The sequence below is a fragment of the Cellulomonas sp. ICMP 17802 genome (genome assembly GCF_041295535.1).
GTDB lineage: Bacteria > Actinomycetota > Actinomycetes > Actinomycetales > Cellulomonadaceae > Cellulomonas.
In genome coordinates this window covers 21,977-35,193 of record NZ_JBGFQZ010000021.1, presented here as the reverse complement: position 1 = coordinate 35,193, position 13,217 = coordinate 21,977, and the positions used below count along the sequence as shown (strand labels likewise).

General features: G+C 69.6%; 23 protein-coding genes. All 23 read right to left on the bottom strand.

Going from position 1 to position 13,217, the window contains the following annotated elements; translation table 11 throughout:
* Positions 1-151 precede the first annotated feature (151 nt).
* The 23 genes from AB5970_RS14400 to rplD all read right to left on the bottom strand — a co-directional run bounded on the left by AB5970_RS14400 (position 152) and on the right by rplD (position 13,217).
* A complete protein-coding gene (locus AB5970_RS14400) occupies positions 152-1,051 on the bottom strand; it encodes an LPXTG cell wall anchor domain-containing protein (RefSeq protein WP_370504631.1) in 900 nt (299 codons plus the stop codon).
* A gap of 307 nt (positions 1,052-1,358) precedes the next feature.
* A complete protein-coding gene (map, locus tag AB5970_RS14395) occupies positions 1,359-2,201 on the bottom strand; it encodes a type I methionyl aminopeptidase (RefSeq protein ID WP_370504630.1) in 843 nt (280 codons plus the stop codon).
* Between the two features lie 2 nt (positions 2,202-2,203).
* The gene (locus tag AB5970_RS14390; RefSeq protein WP_370504629.1) at positions 2,204-2,785 is read right to left on the bottom strand and encodes an adenylate kinase; all 582 of its coding nucleotides are present in this window, start codon (positions 2,783-2,785) and stop codon (positions 2,204-2,206) included.
* Positions 2,782-4,077 carry a preprotein translocase subunit SecY gene (gene secY / locus AB5970_RS14385; protein ID WP_370504628.1) on the bottom strand — a complete coding sequence of 432 codons (1,296 nt, stop codon included), beginning with the start codon at positions 4,075-4,077 and terminating at the stop codon, positions 2,782-2,784. Before secY ends, AB5970_RS14390 begins: the two co-directional genes overlap by 4 nt.
* A 160-nt stretch (positions 4,078-4,237) precedes the next feature.
* Positions 4,238-4,975 (bottom strand): 50S ribosomal protein L15, encoded by a 738-nt coding sequence (gene rplO, locus AB5970_RS14380; RefSeq protein WP_370504627.1) that lies wholly within the window; start codon positions 4,973-4,975, stop codon positions 4,238-4,240.
* A 2-nt stretch (positions 4,976-4,977) separates the two neighbouring features.
* On the bottom strand, positions 4,978-5,160 hold the full coding sequence (gene rpmD / locus AB5970_RS14375) for a 50S ribosomal protein L30 (RefSeq protein ID WP_028045050.1): 183 nt from the start codon (positions 5,158-5,160) through the stop codon (positions 4,978-4,980).
* Positions 5,160-5,819 (bottom strand): 30S ribosomal protein S5, encoded by a 660-nt coding sequence (gene rpsE, locus AB5970_RS14370; RefSeq protein WP_370504626.1) that lies wholly within the window; start codon positions 5,817-5,819, stop codon positions 5,160-5,162. The genes rpmD and rpsE overlap by 1 nt, the downstream gene beginning before the upstream one ends.
* A gap of 37 nt (positions 5,820-5,856) precedes the next feature.
* Positions 5,857-6,228 carry a 50S ribosomal protein L18 gene (gene rplR, locus AB5970_RS14365; protein WP_370504625.1) on the bottom strand — a complete coding sequence of 124 codons (372 nt, stop codon included), beginning with the start codon at positions 6,226-6,228 and terminating at the stop codon, positions 5,857-5,859.
* A gap of 2 nt (positions 6,229-6,230) precedes the next feature.
* Positions 6,231-6,770: a 50S ribosomal protein L6 gene (rplF, locus tag AB5970_RS14360; RefSeq protein WP_370504624.1), complete on the bottom strand. Its 540-nt coding sequence runs from the start codon at positions 6,768-6,770 to the stop codon at positions 6,231-6,233.
* A 24-nt stretch (positions 6,771-6,794) separates the two neighbouring features.
* On the bottom strand, positions 6,795-7,193 hold the full coding sequence (rpsH, locus tag AB5970_RS14355) for a 30S ribosomal protein S8 (protein ID WP_208212220.1): 399 nt from the start codon (positions 7,191-7,193) through the stop codon (positions 6,795-6,797).
* A gap of 75 nt (positions 7,194-7,268) precedes the next feature.
* Positions 7,269-7,454: a type Z 30S ribosomal protein S14 gene (locus AB5970_RS14350; protein WP_028045055.1), complete on the bottom strand. Its 186-nt coding sequence runs from the start codon at positions 7,452-7,454 to the stop codon at positions 7,269-7,271.
* A gap of 2 nt (positions 7,455-7,456) precedes the next feature.
* Positions 7,457-8,029, bottom strand: coding sequence for a 50S ribosomal protein L5 (rplE, locus tag AB5970_RS14345; RefSeq protein WP_370504623.1), 573 nt, complete (start codon positions 8,027-8,029; stop codon positions 7,457-7,459).
* Complete coding sequence (gene rplX, locus AB5970_RS14340; RefSeq protein ID WP_370504622.1) at positions 8,029-8,370, bottom strand: 50S ribosomal protein L24; 342 nt, start codon at positions 8,368-8,370, stop codon at positions 8,029-8,031. The genes rplE and rplX overlap by 1 nt, the downstream gene beginning before the upstream one ends.
* A gap of 2 nt (positions 8,371-8,372) precedes the next feature.
* Entirely contained in the window at positions 8,373-8,741 is a 369-nt protein-coding gene (rplN, locus tag AB5970_RS14335) for a 50S ribosomal protein L14 (RefSeq protein ID WP_034625870.1), read from the bottom strand.
* Between the two features lie 144 nt (positions 8,742-8,885).
* A complete protein-coding gene (rpsQ, locus tag AB5970_RS14330; RefSeq protein WP_370504621.1) occupies positions 8,886-9,179 on the bottom strand; it encodes a 30S ribosomal protein S17 in 294 nt (97 codons plus the stop codon).
* A 5-nt stretch (positions 9,180-9,184) separates the two neighbouring features.
* Positions 9,185-9,424: a 50S ribosomal protein L29 gene (gene rpmC / locus AB5970_RS14325; RefSeq protein ID WP_055912162.1), complete on the bottom strand. Its 240-nt coding sequence runs from the start codon at positions 9,422-9,424 to the stop codon at positions 9,185-9,187.
* The gene (rplP, locus tag AB5970_RS14320) at positions 9,424-9,840 is read right to left on the bottom strand and encodes a 50S ribosomal protein L16 (protein WP_056088927.1); all 417 of its coding nucleotides are present in this window, start codon (positions 9,838-9,840) and stop codon (positions 9,424-9,426) included. Before rplP ends, rpmC begins: the two co-directional genes overlap by 1 nt.
* A gap of 3 nt (positions 9,841-9,843) precedes the next feature.
* The gene (gene rpsC, locus AB5970_RS14315) at positions 9,844-10,674 is read right to left on the bottom strand and encodes a 30S ribosomal protein S3 (protein ID WP_370504620.1); all 831 of its coding nucleotides are present in this window, start codon (positions 10,672-10,674) and stop codon (positions 9,844-9,846) included.
* Positions 10,674-11,042 carry a 50S ribosomal protein L22 gene (gene rplV / locus AB5970_RS14310; protein WP_056088920.1) on the bottom strand — a complete coding sequence of 123 codons (369 nt, stop codon included), beginning with the start codon at positions 11,040-11,042 and terminating at the stop codon, positions 10,674-10,676. Before rplV ends, rpsC begins: the two co-directional genes overlap by 1 nt.
* 57 nt (positions 11,043-11,099) lie before the next feature.
* Positions 11,100-11,381, bottom strand: coding sequence for a 30S ribosomal protein S19 (gene rpsS, locus AB5970_RS14305; RefSeq protein WP_055912154.1), 282 nt, complete (start codon positions 11,379-11,381; stop codon positions 11,100-11,102).
* 12 nt (positions 11,382-11,393) lie between these two features.
* Positions 11,394-12,233 carry a 50S ribosomal protein L2 gene (gene rplB, locus AB5970_RS14300; RefSeq protein ID WP_055912153.1) on the bottom strand — a complete coding sequence of 280 codons (840 nt, stop codon included), beginning with the start codon at positions 12,231-12,233 and terminating at the stop codon, positions 11,394-11,396.
* 16 nt (positions 12,234-12,249) lie between these two features.
* Positions 12,250-12,552, bottom strand: coding sequence for a 50S ribosomal protein L23 (gene rplW, locus AB5970_RS14295; RefSeq protein WP_056088917.1), 303 nt, complete (start codon positions 12,550-12,552; stop codon positions 12,250-12,252).
* Entirely contained in the window at positions 12,549-13,217 is a 669-nt protein-coding gene (rplD, locus tag AB5970_RS14290; RefSeq protein WP_370504619.1) for a 50S ribosomal protein L4, read from the bottom strand. Before rplD ends, rplW begins: the two co-directional genes overlap by 4 nt.

The following is a 13,217-nucleotide window of genomic DNA, read 5'->3' as shown; positions in this document are numbered from 1 at the left end:
TCAGGCCCAGGGGACGAAACCGGCCCGGTCTCGGACCCGCGTGCCGTCGGCCACACCGGCCGACGGGGCCACCGCCGCCCTGGCGATGACCCCGTCCCGCGCCCCGGGCTCGGTCGTCCCGGGCCGCGGCTCGTTCGTCCCGGGCCGCGGCTCAGGCGGAGCGGCGGCGGCGCAGGAGCACCAGGGCGACGCCGGCGAGCACGAGGATCGCCCCCGCGAGCAGCACGGGCGTCGCGGACGAGCCCGTGGTGGCGAGCACCGCCCCGGTCCCCCCGCCGGCGGCCAGCACCTCGGAGTAGAAGGTCGCGCTCGGGCTCGGCGTGGCGACCGGCCGTGCCGCGGTCTCGACCGTCGGCGACGGCGTGGGCGTCGACGTCCCGCCGACCTCGCCCGTCGGCGACGGGCTGGGCACGGTGACGGCGGTCGCGGTCGGGGTGGGAGCCGGCGTCGACGCGGTCGGGGCGGGCGTGGGGGTGGACGACGGGGTCGGCGTGGCGCTGGGCGGGCACGGGACCGAGGACGTGGGTGTCGGCTTCGGCGTCGGCTTCGGGGTGGCCGTGGGCGCGACCGTCGGCTTCGTGGTCGGGGCGACCCCTCCGCACGCCGGCACGGTCACCATGTCGGTGAGCTCCCAGTGCCGGGCCGCGAAGATCGGGCCCCAGCCGATGTAGTCGGTGGGATAGGACGGGGCGGGCTTGCTGGTGAAGACGGTCGAGTCGCCGGTCGCCTGGTCCTCCTGCACGCCCCAGGCCGTCCCGCAGAGCGTCACACCGGCCGGCAGCGCCGCGCGGACCTCGTCGAGCGTGAGGTCCCGGTACGAGGCACCGGGCCAGGTGGTCACCAGGTACTGCTGGGTCGAGTTCTCCCACGACGCCGGCTTGCGCACGTCCTTCTTCAGGTACACGTACGCGCCGGTGGTCGCCTGGTTCTGCTTCGGCTGCTGCCACTGCGGGCCGCCGCGGCCGCCGTGCCCGGCGCCGTCGTGCGCCTGCGCGGCGCCCGCGCCGAGCGAGAGGAGCACCGCCGCGACGCCCACGGCGGCGGCGGCCACGCGGACGGCACGGCCGGACCGGAGGGCGGAGAACGGGGAAGGACGAACGCTGCGCTGCATGAGCCACCCATCGCATCGAGTGCAGGCGCGCGCTGACCACGTGCCTGCCGGAGGCGGGCACCCACCCTCCACCGCGCCGACGTGCCGCGCGGGCCCCGGGGCGCCCATGACGGAAACGTTCACCGCCGGGCAGGACCGTATCGGACAAACCGGTCGTCGGCTGTCTGTTTCGGCTGATCACGGCCGTTTTGTGGACAACTGGACGCAAGTTCACCTAGATGGACGTACCGGGCAGTAGCCAGCGACGTCAGGCGAGCGGCGCGACCGTGACGCCGAGCTCCGCGAGCTTCGCCGCGCCGCCGTCCGAGGCGGTGAGGACCCAGATCCCGGACTCGAGGACCGCCACCGTGTGCTCCCAGTGCGAGGCCCGGGAGCCGTCGTCCGTGACCACGGTCCAGTCGTCCTCGAGGACCTGCGTGTGCCGCTCGCCGCGCACGAGCATCGGCTCGACGGCGACGCACAACCCCGGCCGCAGGCGCGGCCCGCGGTCGCGGCGCCGGAAGTTCGGCACGTCGGGCGGCTGGTGCATCGCGGTGCCGATGCCGTGGCCCACGTACTCCTCCACGAGCCCGTAGCGCACGCCGCCGTTCAGCCCGGCGGCCTGGGCGGCGTCGACCACGTCCTCGACGGCCTCCCCCACCGCCCCGAGCCGCTCGGCGCCGGCCAGCGCAGCGATGCCCGCCCACATGGCGCGCTCGGTCGTCTGCGCCAGTGCCACGTCGTGCGGGTCGGCCTCGTCCAGGACGACGGTGATCGCGGAGTCGCCGTGCCAGCCGTCGACGATGGCGCCGCAGTCGATCGACACCACGTCACCGGGCTCGAGCACCCGCGGCCCGGGGATGCCGTGCACCACCTCGTCGTTCACGGACACGCACAGCCGGGCCGGGTAGCCCTCGTAGCCGAGGAACGACGGCAGCGCGCCGGCGTCACCGATGACGGCGGCGGCGACCGCGTCGAGCTCGGCGGTGGTGACCCCCGCGACGGTCCGCTCACGCACGGCCGCCAGGGCGTCCGCGACCACGAGGCCGGCGCGCCGCATGAGCAGCACCTGCTCGGGCGTCTTGTACTCGATCCGCTCGCGGCCGAACACGGTCAGCCGGCGCTCGGGGCGCCGATCGCCGCGACGAGGCGCTCGGTGACGTCGTCGACGTCCCCGATGCCGTCCACCTGCGCGAGCAGGCCGCGGTCGGCGTACACCCGCGCGATCGGGGCGGTCTCCTGGGCGTAGACGTCGAGGCGGTGGCGGACCACGTCCTCGGTGTCGTCCTCGCGGCCCTCGATCTCGGCGCGCTTGAGCAGGCGGCCGACCACGACCTCCGGGTCGGCCGTGATCTCGACCGCGAGGTCGAGCGCCAGGCCGGCGTCCGCGAGGATCGCGTCGAGCTCGGCGACCTGGGCGACGTTGCGGGGGTACCCGTCGAGCAGGAAGCCGTCGACGACGTCGTCCTGGCCCAGGCGGTCGCGCACCATCTCGTTGGTGACCGAGTCGGGCACCAGCGCGCCGCGGGACGTGTACTCCTGCACCGTCTTGCCGAGCGGCGTGCCGCCCTTGATGTTGGCGCGGAAGATGTCGCCCGTGGAGATCGCCGGCACGCCGAGCCGCTCGGCGAGCCGCGCGGCCTGGGTGCCCTTGCCCGCTCCCGGAGGACCGAGCAGGACCAGACGCGTGCTCACCGCAGGAACCCTTCGTAGTGCCGCTGCTGCAGCTGGGACTCGATCTGCTTGACGGTCTCGAGGCCGACGCCGACCACGATGAGGATCGACGAGCCACCGAACGGGATGTTCTGACCGACGCCGAGCACGATGAACGCGATGGTCGGGATGAGCGCGACGACGGCGAGGTAGAGCGATCCCGGCGCCGTGATGCGCGAGATCACGTAGTCCAGGTACTCGGCCGTGGGCCGGCCCGCCCGGATGCCCGGGATGAAGCCGCCGTACTTCTTCATGTTGTCCGCGACCTCGTCCGGGTTGAACGTGATGGCCGTGTAGAAGTAGCAGAAGAAGATGATCAGGACGACGTAGAGCGCGAGGTGCAGCGGCGCGCTGGGCTGCGCGAGGTAGCGGCTGACCCACTGGACCCATCCCGCGGCCGGGTCGCCGAACTGGGCCAGCAGGCCCGGGACGGCGAGCAGCGACGACGCGAAGATGATCGGGATGACGCCGGCCATGTTGATCTTGATCGGGATGTAGGTGCTCGAGCCGCCGTACATGCGGCGGCCGACCATGCGCTTCGCGTACTGCACGGGGATGCGGCGCTGGGACTGCTCGACGAAGACGACCAGCGCGATCACCAGCACCACGATCGCGAGCACGATGACGAACTTCGAGATGCCGTTGTCCCCACCGGCGATGGACCACAGGGCGGTCGGGAAGCTCGCGGCGATCGACGTGAAGATGAGCAGCGACATGCCGTTGCCGACGCCGCGCTCCGTGATGAGCTCGCCGAGCCACATGATCAGGCCGGTACCGGCGGTCATGGTGATGACCATGATCAGCAGGGTGACCCAGTTGTCGTTCGGGATGACGTCGACGGTGCAGCCGCTGAACAGCTGACCGCTGCGCGCGATCGTGATGATCGTCGTCGACTGCAGGATCGCCAGGCCGATCGTCAGGTACCGCGTGTACTGCGTGAGCTTCGCGGTGCCCGACTGGCCCTCGCGGTGGAGCTCCTCGAAACGAGGGATGACCACGCGGAGCAGCTGGATGATGATGCTCGCGGTGATGTACGGCATGATCCCGAGCGCGAACACGGACAGCTTCAGCAGAGCGCCGCCGCTGAACAGGTTCACCAGGCCCAGCAGGTCGTTGCCCTGGGACTGCTCGATGCACGCCTGCACGTTCGGGTAGGAGACTCCCGGCGTCGGCAGGAAGGATCCGATGCGGAAGATCACCATGATCGCGATGGTGAAGAGCAGCTTGCGCCGCAGGTCGGGCGTTCGGAACGCCCGCACGAATGCGCTGAGCACCAGTCCTCCTGAGCCGCCGGAGCGGGATCTCGTACGACCGGTTGGTTCCGGCCGTGCAGCTCGCGACACGTCGCGAGCACCGGGGCACCCTAACTGATGCCCGTCGACATGCGGAACGGGACCGGTGGGAATCTACTTCCCCACCGGTCCCGTCCTTCGATCAGTCCTGCGCGACGCTTCCGCCGGCAGCCTCGATCGCGTCCTTCGCGGACGCCGAGTAGGCGTCGACCGCGACAGAGACCTTGACCGTGAGCTCGCCGGTGCCGAGCACCTTGACGGGCTGGCCCTTGCGGACCGCGCCCTTCGCGACCAGGTCGGCGACCGTCACGTCGCCACCGTTCGGGTACAGCGCCGAGAGCTTGTCCAGGTTGACCACCTGGTACTCGACGCGGAACGGGTTCTTGAAGCCGCGCAGCTTCGGGAGGCGCATGTGCAGAGGCATCTGCCCACCCTCGAAGCGCGTCGGCACCTGGTAGCGGGCCTTGGTGCCCTTGGTGCCACGACCGGCCGTCTTGCCCTTGGACGCCTCGCCACGACCCACGCGGGTCTTGGCGGTCTTGGCGCCGGGGGCCGGACGGAGGTGGTGCACCTTGAGCGTGCCGCCGTTGCCGGGCTGCGCGGCGGCCTCGGCCGCCTTCGCCGCCGCGGCGGACACCGTCTTCTTCGGCGCAGCAGCCTTGGGCTCAGCCTTGGCGGCCTTCGCCTTCGGTGCGGCCTCGGTGGTCGCCTCGACCTTGTCGGCCTTGGCGGCCTTCGGCTTGTCAGCCGCAGCCGTCTTCGCCTTGGTCGCCTTCGGAGCGGACTCCGTGTCGGCGGCCTTCTTCGCGGGGGCCTTCTTGGCGGCGGCCTTCTTGGGGGCCGTCACCTCGTCGGTGCCCTTCTCGTTCTCGTCAGCCATGGTCACTCCACCTCTTCGACCGCGACAAGGTGCGTCACCGTCTTGACCATGCCGCGGATCTCAGGACGGTCCTCCTTGACGACGACGTCGCCGATCCGCTTGAGGCCCAGGGTGCGCAGGGTGTCGCGCTGGTTCTGCTTGCCGCCGATGCCAGACCGCGTCTGGGTCACCTTGAGTCGAGCCATCACGCACCTGCCTTCGAGCCCGCCGCCGCAGCCAGGCCGGCAGCCTGGGCGCGGAGCAGAGCGGCCGGGACCACGTGCTCGACCGGGAGCCCGCGGCGCGCGGCCACGGCCTCGGGACGCTCGAGGCCCTTGAGGGCCGCGACCGTGGCGTGCACGATGTTGATCGCGTTCGACGAGCCGAGCGACTTGCTCAGGACGTCGTGGATACCGGCGCACTCGAGCACGGCGCGCACCGGGCCACCGGCGATCACACCGGTACCCGGCGAGGCCGGACGCAGGAAGACGACACCGGCAGCGGCCTCACCCTGGATGGGGTGCGGGATGGTGCCCTGGATGCGCGGGACCTTGAAGAAGTTCTTCTTGGCCTCCTCGACGCCCTTGGCGATCGCCGCGGGCACCTCCTTGGCCTTCCCGTAGCCGACACCCACGGTGCCGTCGCCGTCGCCGACCACGACGAGCGCGGTGAAGCTGAAGCGGCGGCCGCCCTTGACGACCTTGGCCACGCGGTTGATCGTCACGACGCGCTCGAGGAACGCGCTCTTCTCTGCGGCGTCGCGACCGCGGCCGCCGCCGTCACGGCCACGACCGCCGTCGCGGCGGTCGCCGCCGCCGGTGCCGCCCGCGGGCGCCCCGGTGTTGCTGCGCTGAGGAGCAGCCATCAGTGAGTCCTCTTCTTCATGTCGCAGTTCGTCGTCGTCACAGCTTCAGACCGCCCTCGCGAGCGCCGTCGGCCACCGCAGCGACACGGCCGTGGTACTTGTTGCCGCCGCGGTCGAAGACCACGGCGTCAAGGCCGGCAGCCTTCGCACGCTCGGCGATGAGCTCGCCGACCTTGCGGGCCTTGGCGGTCTTGTCGTCGTTCGAGCCGCGCAGGTCCGCCTCGAGGGTGGACGCGGACACGAGCGTCTGACCGATGCCGTCGTCCACGACCTGCGCCGTGATGTGCCGGGCGGACCGGGTCACGACGAGACGGGGACGCGTGGCGGAGCCGGCGACCTTCTTGCGAAGGCGCAGGTGACGACGCTGGCGGGCAATGCGCTTGCCCTTGCCGATGATCTTGAGAGCCATGGTTACTTACCGGCCTTTCCGACCTTGCGGCGCACGTTCTCGCCCGCGTACCGGACGCCCTTGCCCTTGTACGGCTCGGGCTTGCGGATCTTGCGGATGTTCGCGGCGACCTCGCCCACCTGCTGCTTGTCGATGCCCTGCACCGAGAAGCGCGTGGGGGCCTCGACGACGAACGTGATGCCCGCCGGCGGGTTGACGGTGACGGGGTGGCTGAAGCCGAGCGCGAACTCGAGGTCCTCGCCCTTCGCCGTCACGCGGTAACCGGTACCGACGATCTCGAGCTTCTTGACGTAGCCCTCGGTGACGCCGGTGACGAGGTTCGCCAGCAGCGTGCGCGTGAGGCCGTGCAGCGAGCGCGAGGCGCGCTCGTCGTCGGGGCGGGTGACCACGAGGGCACCTGCCTCGTCGCGCGCAACCTCGATGGGTGCGGCGATCGTGTGCGTGAGGGAACCCTTCGGGCCCTTGACCGTGACCACGGCGCCGTCGATGGTGACATCGACGCCGGCCGGGACCGGGACGGGGACTCTGCCGATTCGGGACATGGCTAGCTCCTTTCCGTCTCGGACTTACCAGACGTAGGCGAGGACTTCCCCACCCACGCCCTTCTTGGCGGCCTGCTTGTCGGTGAGGAGACCCGAGGACGTGGACAGGATCGCCACGCCCAGGCCGCCGAGCACCTTGGGCAGGTTGGTCGACTTGGCGTACACGCGCAGGCCCGGCTTGGACACGCGCTTGACACCGGCGAGCGCACGCTCGCGGTTGGGGCCGTACTTGAGCTCGATGATGAGGTTCTTGCCGACGACGGCGTCCTCAACCTTCCAGCCCGCGATGTAACCCTCCGCCTGGAGGATCTCCGCGATGTGCGACTTCAGCTTCGAGAACGGGATCAGCACGGTGTCGTGGTGAGCCGAGTTCGCGTTACGCAGCCGCGTGAGCAGGTCTGCGATGGGGTCGGTCATGGTCATGGGGCTTCCGCCCTTCCTCGCCGGGGTATCCCGCCCCCGAGGGGGCTGGACCTACCGACGTTCGTGTTGCTTGGGTTACCAGCTGCTCTTGGTGACGCCGGGGAGCTCGCCGCGGTGGGCCATCTCGCGCACGCAGATCCGGCACAGGCCGAACTTGCGGTACACCGAGTGGGGCCGGCCGCAACGCTGGCAGCGCGTGTAGCCACGCACCGCGAACTTCGGCTTGGCAGCAGCCTTGTTCTTGAGGGCAGTCTTCGCCATGGTCAGATCTCCTTGAACGGGAAGCCGAGGAGCTTGAGGAAAGCGCGACCCTCGTCGTCGGTGTCGGCCGTCGTGACGACCGTGATGTCCATCCCGCGGACCCGGTCGATGCGGTCCTGGTCGATCTCGTGGAACACGGACTGCTCCACGAGGCCGAAGGTGTAGTTGCCGTGACCGTCGAACTGCTGCGGCGAGAGGCCACGGAAGTCACGGATGCGCGGCAGCGCGGTGGAGAGCAGGCGGTCCAGGAACTCCCAGGCACGGTCACCACGCAGGGTGACGTGGGCGCCGATGGGCATCCCCTCGCGCAGCTTGAACTGCGCGATCGACTTGCGAGCCTTGGTGACCTGCGGCTTCTGGCCCGTGATCTGGGTCAGGTCGCGGATCGCGCCCTCGATGAGCTTGGAGTCCTTGGCGGCCTCGCCGACGCCCATGTTCACGACGACCTTCACCAGGCGCGCGACCTGGTTGATGTTCTCGTGACCGAACTGCTCGAACAGAGCCGTGCGGATCTCGTCGTTGTACTTGGACTTCAGGCGCGGGAGCGCCGGAGCCGTGAGAGTCGTCTCGGTCATCAGATGTCCTTACCGGAGCGCTTGGCGACGCGGACCCGAACGGTGCGGGTACGGCCGTCGCGCTCGACCTGCTCGGTGCGGTAGCCGACCCGGGTGCCCTTCTTGGTCTCCGGGTCCACGAGCATCACGTTGCTGATGTGGATGGGCGCCTCGACGGTCTCGATGCCGCCGGTGCGCGTGCCGCGCTGCGTCTGGCCGGCCTTCACGTGCTTCTGCACGCGCTGGACGCCCTCGACGACGACGCGCTGCGTCTCGGTGAGAACCTCGAGGACGCGGCCCTGACGGCCCTTGTCGCGACCCGAGATGACGAGGACGAGGTCGCCCTTCTTGATCTTCGCCATGGTCAGAGCACCTCCGGCGCCAGCGAGATGATCTTCATGAACTTCTTGTCGCGCAGCTCGCGGCCCACCGGGCCGAAGATGCGCGTGCCACGGGGCTCCCCGTCGTTCTTGAGGATCACGGCGGCGTTCTCGTCGAACTTGATGTACGAACCGTCCGGACGGCGGCGCTCCTTGCGGGTGCGCACGATGACAGCCTTGACGACGTCGCCCTTCTTGACGTTGCCGCCGGGGATGGCGTCCTTGACGGTGGCGACGATGACGTCACCGATGCCTGCGTAGCGACGGCCGGAGCCGCCGAGCACACGGATGCAAAGGATCTCCTTCGCACCAGTGTTGTCGGCGACACGAAGTCGCGACTCCTGCTGGATCATTACCTACTCCTGTCGTCTGGCGGGTTCTCGGTCCGGATGGGCCGAGCCTGGCCGAACGGATAGTTGCCGTGATGCACACGTCGCGCCGGGTGTCGTCTCGCGACTCCACCCGGCGCCCGTGGGCAACTGGGGGTTGGTGCTTGGTTACTTGGCCTTCTCGAGGACCTCGACCAGGCGCCACCGCTTGGTGGCGCTCAGCGGCCGGGTCTCCATGATGAGCACGAGGTCGCCCACGCCCGCCGAGCCCAGCTCGTCGTGCGCCTTGACCTTGCTCGTCCGCCGGATGACCTTGCCGTAGAGCGGGTGCTTGACCCGGTCCTCGACCTCGACCACGACGGTCTTCTGCATCTTGTCGCTGACCACGTAGCCGCGGCGCGTCTTGCGGTCGCCGCGCTTCTCGGCGATGGCCGTGGTGGTCTCGTTCTTCTCGTCGCTCATCAGTCTCACTCGCTCGCGCTCGGGGCGGTACGGATGCCGAGCTCGCGCTCACGCAGGATCGTGTAGATCCGCGCGATGTCGCGACGGACGGCCTTGAGACGCCCGTGGCTCTCGAGCTGGCCGGTCGCCGACTGGAAGCGGAGGTTGAACAGCTCCTCCTTGGACTTCTTCAGCTCGGCGACAAGCTTCTCGTCGTCGAAGGTGTCCAGCTCGCTGGGAGCCAGTTCCTTGGTGCCGATAGTCATCAGTTACCACCCTCGCGAACCACAAAACGTGTCTTCATCGGGAGCTTGTGCTGCGCGCGGCGCATGGCCTCGCGAGCCAGCGGCTCCGGGACGCCGGCGAGCTCGAAGAGAACTCGGCCGGGCTTGACGTTGGCGATCCACCACTCGGGCGAACCCTTGCCGGAACCCATGCGGGTCTCGGCAGGCTTCTTGGTGAGGGGGCGGTCCGGGTAGATGTTGATCCAGACCTTCCCTCCACGCTTGATGTGGCGGGTCATGGCGATACGAGCAGCCTCGATCTGCCGGTTCGTGACGTAGGCGGGCTCGAGAGCCTGGATGCCGTAGTCGCCGAAGGAGATCGCGGTACCACCGGTCGCGGCGCCGGAGCGCCCCGGGTGGTGCTGCTTGCGGTGCTTCAGCCTGCGCGGGATCAGCACGGCTCAGGCCTCCGTTCCGCTGTCAGGGGTCGTCTCCGCGGGAGCGGCGGCGGCCTCGGTGGTCTCCGGGGCGTCCGAGCGGTCGCGACGGGGAGCGCCGGCCCGGGGGCCACGGTCGCTGCGCTCGCCACGGTCCGTGCGCGGGCCACGAGCCGGGCGCGGGGCCTGGGTCGCCTGCTCGCGAGCGAACTCCTTCTCGGTCATGTCGCCCTTGTAGACCCACACCTTGACGCCGATGCGCCCGAAGGTGGTGCGGGCCTCGAAGAAGCCGTAGTCGATGTTCGCGCGGAGCGTGTGCAGGGGCACCCGACCCTCGCGGTAGAACTCCGTGCGGCTCATCTCCGCGCCGCCGAGGCGACCGGAGACCTGCACGCGGATGCCCTTGGCACCGGCGCGCTGGGCCGACTGGATGCCCTTGCGCATGGCACGACGGAACGACACACGGCTCGCCAGCTGCTCGGCGATGCCCTGGGCGACCAGCTGGGCCTCGATCTCGGCGTTCTTGACCTCGAGGATGTTCAGCTGGACCTGCTTGCCCGTGAGCTTCTCGAGCTCGCCGCGGATGCGGTCGGCCTCCGCGCCACGACGCCCGATGACGATGCCCGGGCGGGCGGTGTGGATGTCGACGCGGACGCGGTCACGCGTGCGCTCGATCTCGACCTTGGCGATACCGGCGCGCTCGAGACCCGTGCTCATGAGCTTGCGGATCTGCACGTCCTCGCGGACGTAGTCGCGGTAGCGCTGACCCGGCTTCGTCGAGTCGGCGAACCAACGCGAGCGGTGGTCGGTCGTGATGCCCAGGCGGTACCCGAGCGGGTTGACTTTCTGTCCCACTATCGGGCCCGTCCCTTCGTCTCGCGCTCAGCGACGACCACGGTGATGTGGCTCGTCCGCTTGAGGATCTGGCTGGCCCGACCCTGCGCCCGCGGACGGAACCGCTTGAGCGTCGGACCCTCGTCGACGAACACCTCGGAGATGTAGAGGTCCGCCTCGTCCAGACGCTCGTTCGACCGCTTGGCGGCCTCACGAGCGTTGGCGATCGCGCTCTCCACAACCTTGAGCACCGTCTCCCCCGCGGCCTGCGGCGCGAACTTCAGCACCGCCACGGCCTCGCCGGCCTGCTTGCCACGGATGAGGTCCACGACGCGCCGGGCCTTCTGGGGCGTGACGCGGACGAACCGCGCCTTCGCCTTGGCTTCCATTGCTGTCCTGCCTTCTTGTCTCTGCCGGTTAAGGGCGTCGCCTGGCTGACCCGGGGGTCAGCGGCGACGACCCTTCCGGTCGTCCTTCTCGTGGCCGCGGAACGTCCGCGTCGGGGCGAACTCGCCGAGCTTGTGCCCGACCATCGCCTCCGTCACGAACACCGGGGTGTGCTTGCGTCCGTCGTGCACCGCGAACGTGTGGCCGAGGAAGTCCGGCGTGATGACCGAACGGCGCGACCACGTCTTGATGACGTTCTTCGTGCCGGCGGTGTTCTGGACGTCGACCTTCTTCTGCAGGTGACCGTCGACGAACGGGCCCTTCTTCAGGCTACGTGGCATCTCAGGCTCCTATCAGCGCTTGTTCTTGCCGGTGCGCCGACGGCGCACGATGAGCTTGTCGCTCGGCTTGTTCGGACGACGGGTACGGCCCTCGGCCTGGCCCCACGGGCTGACGGGGTGACGTCCACCGGACGTCTTGCCCTCGCCACCACCGTGCGGGTGGTCGATCGGGTTCATGGCGACACCACGGACGGTCGGGCGCTTGCCCTTCCAGCGCATGCGGCCGGCCTTGCCCCAGTTGATGTTCGACTGCTCGGCGTTGCCCACCTCGCCGACCGTCGCGCGGCAGCGCAGGTCGACGTTGCGGATCTCACCGGACGGCATGCGCAGCTGGGCGTAGGGGCCGTCCTTGGCGACGAGCTGCACGGACGCACCAGCCGAGCGGGCGATCTTCGCACCGCCACCGGGCCGCAGCTCGATGGCGTGGATGACCGTACCGGTCGGGATGTTGCGCAGCGGCAGGTTGTTGCCGGGCTTGATGTCGGCGCCGGGGCCGTTCTCGATGCGGTCACCCTGCGACAGCTTGTTCGGCGCGATGATGTAGCGCTTCTCGCCGTCGGCGTAGTGCAGCAGCGCGATGCGGGCGGTGCGGTTGGGGTCGTACTCGATGTGAGCGACCTTGGCCGGCACGCCGTCCTTGTCATGACGACGGAAGTCGATGACGCGGTACGCACGCTTGTGCCCGCCACCCTGGTGACGCGTGGTGATGCGACCCGTGGAGTTGCGGCCACCCGTCTTGTGGAGGGGACGGACCAGCGACTTCTCCGGCGTGGAGCGCGTGATCTCGACGAAGTCGGCCACGCTCGAGCCACGACGGCCCGGCGTTGTCGGCTTGTACTTACGGATTCCCATGAGTTCTCAGTCCTTCTCAGCCGACCGGACCACCGAAGATGTCGATCGTTCCCTCGCGGAGGGTGACGATCGCACGCTTCGTGTCCTTGCGGCGGCCGATGCCGAAACGGGTGCGACGGGCCTTGCCCTGACGGTTCGCGGTGTTGACCGAGTCGACCTTGACGCCGAAGACCTGCTCGACGGCGATCTTGATCTCGGTCTTGTTCGCCCGCGGGTCGACGAGGAAGGTGTACTTCCCCTCGTCGAGCAGGCCGTAGCTCTTCTCGGAGACGACCGGCGCGATCAGGATGTCGCGCGGGTTCTTGCCGATGTCGGTCACTTGGCATCGTCCTTCGCGTCGGCGGAGACCTTGACGGGCCCCGCGAGGAACGCGTCGAGCGCGCCCTGCGTGAACACGACGTCGTCCGAGATCAGGACGTCGTAGGTGTTGAGCTGGTCAGCGACCAGCAGGTGCACCCGCTCGACGTTCCGCAGCGACTTCCACGTGATCTCGTCCTGACGCTCGACGACCACCAGGACGTGCTTGCGCCCCGACAGGTTGTCGAGCACGGCGAGCGCGGACTTGGTCGACGGCGCCGTGCCCGGGGCGAAGCCCGAGACGACGTGCACGCGGCCGGCACGAGCGCGGTCCGAGAGAGCACCGCGGAGCGCCGCGGCCTTCATCTTCTTGGGGGTGCGCTGCGAGTAGTCACGCGGGGTGGGGCCGTGGACGACGCCACCACCGGCGAACTGCGGAGCACGCGTCGAACCCTGACGGGCGCGGCCGGTGCCCTTCTGCTTGTACGGCTTGCGCCCACCACCGCGCACCTCGCCACGAGACTTCGTGTCGTGGGTGCCCTGGCGAGCCGCCGCGAGCTGCGCGACGACGACCTGGTGGATCAGCGGGATGTTGGTCTGCACGTCGAAGACGTCCGCGGGCAGGTCGGCCGAGCCTGCCTTCTTGCCCTGGGCGTCGACCACGTCGACAGTCAGCGTGTCACTCAT

Bases quoted from the DNA above. Each gene is read 5' to 3' on its own strand.
- rpsS (WP_055912154.1), bottom strand. From the start codon at position 11,381: ATGCCACGTAGCCTGAAGAAGGGCCCGTTCGTCGACGGTCACCTGCAG.
- rplF (WP_370504624.1), bottom strand. From the start codon at position 6,770: ATGTCCCGAATCGGCAGAGTCCCCGTCCCGGTCCCGGCCGGCGTCGAT.
- rplX (WP_370504622.1), bottom strand. From the start codon at position 8,370: ATGGCGAAGATCAAGAAGGGCGACCTCGTCCTCGTCATCTCGGGTCGC.
- rplV (WP_056088920.1), bottom strand. From the start codon at position 11,042: ATGGAAGCCAAGGCGAAGGCGCGGTTCGTCCGCGTCACGCCCCAGAAG.
- rpmC (WP_055912162.1), bottom strand. From the start codon at position 9,424: ATGACTATCGGCACCAAGGAACTGGCTCCCAGCGAGCTGGACACCTTC.
- rplR (WP_370504625.1), bottom strand. From the start codon at position 6,228: ATGGCTCTCAAGATCATCGGCAAGGGCAAGCGCATTGCCCGCCAGCGT.
- rplN (WP_034625870.1), bottom strand. From the start codon at position 8,741: ATGATCCAGCAGGAGTCGCGACTTCGTGTCGCCGACAACACTGGTGCG.
- rplB (WP_055912153.1), bottom strand. From the start codon at position 12,233: ATGGGAATCCGTAAGTACAAGCCGACAACGCCGGGCCGTCGTGGCTCG.
- rpsE (WP_370504626.1), bottom strand. From the start codon at position 5,819: ATGGCTGCTCCTCAGCGCAGCAACACCGGGGCGCCCGCGGGCGGCACC.
- AB5970_RS14350 (WP_028045055.1), bottom strand. From the start codon at position 7,454: ATGGCGAAGACTGCCCTCAAGAACAAGGCTGCTGCCAAGCCGAAGTTC.
- rplO (WP_370504627.1), bottom strand. From the start codon at position 4,975: ATGGCTGACGAGAACGAGAAGGGCACCGACGAGGTGACGGCCCCCAAG.
- rplE (WP_370504623.1), bottom strand. From the start codon at position 8,029: ATGACCGAGACGACTCTCACGGCTCCGGCGCTCCCGCGCCTGAAGTCC.
- rplD (WP_370504619.1), bottom strand. From the start codon at position 13,217: ATGAGTGACACGCTGACTGTCGACGTGGTCGACGCCCAGGGCAAGAAG.
- rpsH (WP_208212220.1), bottom strand. From the start codon at position 7,193: ATGACCATGACCGACCCCATCGCAGACCTGCTCACGCGGCTGCGTAAC.
- rpsQ (WP_370504621.1), bottom strand. From the start codon at position 9,179: ATGAGCGACGAGAAGAACGAGACCACCACGGCCATCGCCGAGAAGCGC.
- rpmD (WP_028045050.1), bottom strand. From the start codon at position 5,160: ATGGCTCGACTCAAGGTGACCCAGACGCGGTCTGGCATCGGCGGCAAG.